Source organism: Xenorhabdus sp. PR6a, from assembly GCF_028599065.1.
Classification (GTDB): Bacteria; Pseudomonadota; Gammaproteobacteria; order Enterobacterales; family Enterobacteriaceae; genus Xenorhabdus; species Xenorhabdus doucetiae.
In genome coordinates this window covers 1-2,544 of sequence record NZ_JAQRFJ010000129.1, presented here as the reverse complement: position 1 = coordinate 2,544, position 2,544 = coordinate 1, and the positions used below count along the sequence as shown (strand labels likewise).

3 protein-coding genes and 2 pseudogenes are annotated in these 2,544 nt (G+C 48.6%); 2 read left to right on the top strand and 3 right to left on the bottom strand.

Features of this window, described 5'->3' with window-relative positions; genetic code table 11:
* Nucleotides 1-434: 434 nt before the first annotated feature.
* Both PSI15_RS17575 and PSI15_RS17570 read right to left on the bottom strand, forming a co-directional pair.
* Nucleotides 435-584, bottom strand: a pseudogene (locus tag PSI15_RS17575) (IS5/IS1182 family transposase); the annotation flags it as partial.
* A 361-nt stretch (nt 585-945) separates the two neighbouring features.
* Nucleotides 946-1,128, bottom strand: coding sequence for a hypothetical protein (locus PSI15_RS17570; protein WP_273584642.1), 183 nt, complete (start codon nt 1,126-1,128; stop codon nt 946-948).
* Nucleotides 1,129-1,234: 106 nt separating this feature from the next.
* Here PSI15_RS17570 and PSI15_RS17565 point away from each other — a divergent pair, with 106 nt between their 5' ends.
* The gene (locus tag PSI15_RS17565; RefSeq protein WP_273584641.1) at nt 1,235-1,483 is read left to right on the top strand and encodes a type II toxin-antitoxin system HicA family toxin; all 249 of its coding nucleotides are present in this window, start codon (nt 1,235-1,237) and stop codon (nt 1,481-1,483) included.
* Entirely contained in the window at nt 1,480-1,824 is a 345-nt protein-coding gene (locus PSI15_RS17560) for a type II toxin-antitoxin system HicB family antitoxin (RefSeq protein ID WP_273584640.1), read from the top strand. Before PSI15_RS17565 ends, PSI15_RS17560 begins: the two co-directional genes overlap by 4 nt.
* 179 nt (nt 1,825-2,003) lie before the next feature.
* On the opposite strand, the pseudogene PSI15_RS17555 reads toward PSI15_RS17560, so the two are convergent.
* A pseudogene (locus tag PSI15_RS17555) lies at nt 2,004-2,544 on the bottom strand (IS3 family transposase); the annotation flags it as partial.

Below are 2,544 nucleotides of genomic sequence, written 5' to 3'. Positions count from 1 at the left end.
TTTCATCAGGCCACCTTTATCCGTCAGACCCGTGGTATCGGCTCCACCCAGCAGGCCAGCCGCCTGCTTTCCTTTTTCCAGCAGGGATTGCCCCTGCTGCAACTTCGTCAGGCGTTTCTTCATTGACATTGTTTCGTTTTCCTTATTTTTTCTTGTTGTCTTCACTGCTGTTTTCCGCTGTGTTCCTTTTACTTAGGCAATCGGACGTCCGGGCCAGCATGCACTGCGTTCAGGCAGAAAAAGCCTGTTATTCATGCCCATTTTTTTCTTATGATGATGAGGTGGCGACTGTTTTATCGGCCTGTTTTTCATTTCATTCATGACAAATTATGTCAGGGGATAAATCCGGACTGTGATTTTACCGATACAACGATGAATTTTATGAATGTGATGCCCGTTTTATCGACATTTAGGAAAAATCTTAGATAGTGTCGTCATGAAATATTCAGCCAAAGAGCGATGCAGCGGATTTGGACTGCGGCAAGAAACGATGCACTCTTTTTGGCATAACGAGTCGCTATACCACGCCAGCGCTTCAAATGGAGAAACGCGTTTTCAACCCAATGTCTGAGTCGATAGCGTTCCCGATCAGATTTTCGTTGAGCTTTGCGGCTCCCTAATCTTGCCTTGCGGCGAGCGGTGGGGACTCTTTCACTGATGTTCTCTGGCTGATTCTGCGTGCATGAGAAGCCCGTCTCGCTGTTTTCTGGTTTTAAATGCCCGTCAAGGGCATGGTAGGCGCGAAAATCGCTTACAGACGCGCTCAGGCGTTTTTTTTTCGCGCCGGAAGCCCCGCAGCGAAGTGAGGACGAAAAAGCGTTACGGCTTAGCCGTAACAATTCCCCGCCACTGCAAAGCGGGTTTTCAGGCAGGGCAAGCCGTGCGCAGCCCTGCATTCCGGCCTATCCGCAATAAAGAAGCCAGATGGTCGAAGACGAAAGAAGCTCACAGCGATTTATTGCGCAGGGTGTAAGGCGGATTACGGCGCTGCCGTTCCTGGTCAATTTCAAACAGCAGCGCGACACCAGAAAGTAAATCGGCCACAACGTCCGTTTTTGTGCCGTAACGCTCGTTGTAAAGCCCGCCCCAGCGACGAACAACCAGCCAGTCACCGAACAGGTCACACATCAGCTCGGCCTCATACCAGCGGGTTACAGATTCCCAGCGCCATTTCATTGACCTTGACCTTGCAGTGTTTTGTGACTATAATTAGTTACAAAAGGAGGGCGTGCTGATGGGTAAGCTGGACAAACTGAGAGATGCTTTTTTACAGAGCCGGAAAACATTTGCGTGGTCTGAACTGGTTTCATTACTTAACCTGTTGGGCTATGAAAAAAAAGAAATGCAGGGTTCCCGTGTACGCTTCTACAACCAGAAAATAGATCACACCATTTTGATGCACCGTCCTCACCCTGAGAACTATATCAAGGGCGGAACAATTAAGGCGGTTAAAGAAACATTAAAAGAGGTAGGTTTACTATGAAACATCTGACTTATAAAGGCTATATAGGCACGATTGAATTTGATGTCGAGGATAATTATCTTTTCGGTAAACTGGCATATATCCGGGATCTGGTCACCTATCAGGCAACGACCGTCAAAGAACTGGAAGAAGAATTTAAAAAATCCGTTGAGTTATATCTTGAAGACTGTCAGGAGTTGAATAAAAAGCCGGATATCCCGTTTAAAGGGGTGTTTAATGTTCGGGTTAATCCTGATATGCATCGCCATCTGGCAGAGATAGCGGATGAACGAGGGATCACAATCAATGCCGTTGTGAATAAAGCGCTTGAGAATGAAATCAGTAAACATTCCCGCCAGTAGTGAACAGCAAGCCTGATCGCCAGCCTTTCGCGGCTGGCCTCCTTTTTTGTTTCTGCCCTCCCCAAAATTCGGTGCGCCAAAGACCCATTATGTTAAACCCATGAGTTATCTAGTAAAAATACTAATTTAATGAAGAATACTATTAGGGCGTTTGCCAAACGGCTGAGTGAGTTTTGCGATTCGCTTTTCAGACTCCGGAATACCCGTTCCATCGGCGAATTATCATAGCAGCAGCCCCTTCGACTCATGCTCTGGATAAGCTTATTTCGCCAAAGTAAGCGGCGGAACTTTTTGCGACTGTATTGACTTCCCTGATCTGAGTGAAAAATCAGCCGCCCTTCTCTATGGCGCGTTTCCAGTGCATTACTCAGCGCCCGGCAGACCCATTCAGCATCCGGTGAAGCCGATATGGCCATTCCAACCACTCGGCGGGAGAACAAATCCATCACCACGGCGAGATAGCGCCAGCCCGCTTTTGTTCGGATGTAGGTGATATCTCCGCACCACCGGGTATTCGGACATGCCGGGGCAAAATTCTGTTGCAAAAGGTTCGGGGAGGCAACATGCTCTTTTCCCGCCGGATGATAACTGTAAGCCCCCGGCTGATGGCTTTGCAGACCGCATTCCTGCATTAACCGTCTGGCCTTCCAGCGCCCAACCGGTTGGCCTTCATTCGTGAGCAACTGGCTCAATGTGCGGCTACCTATCGCTCCCCGGCTT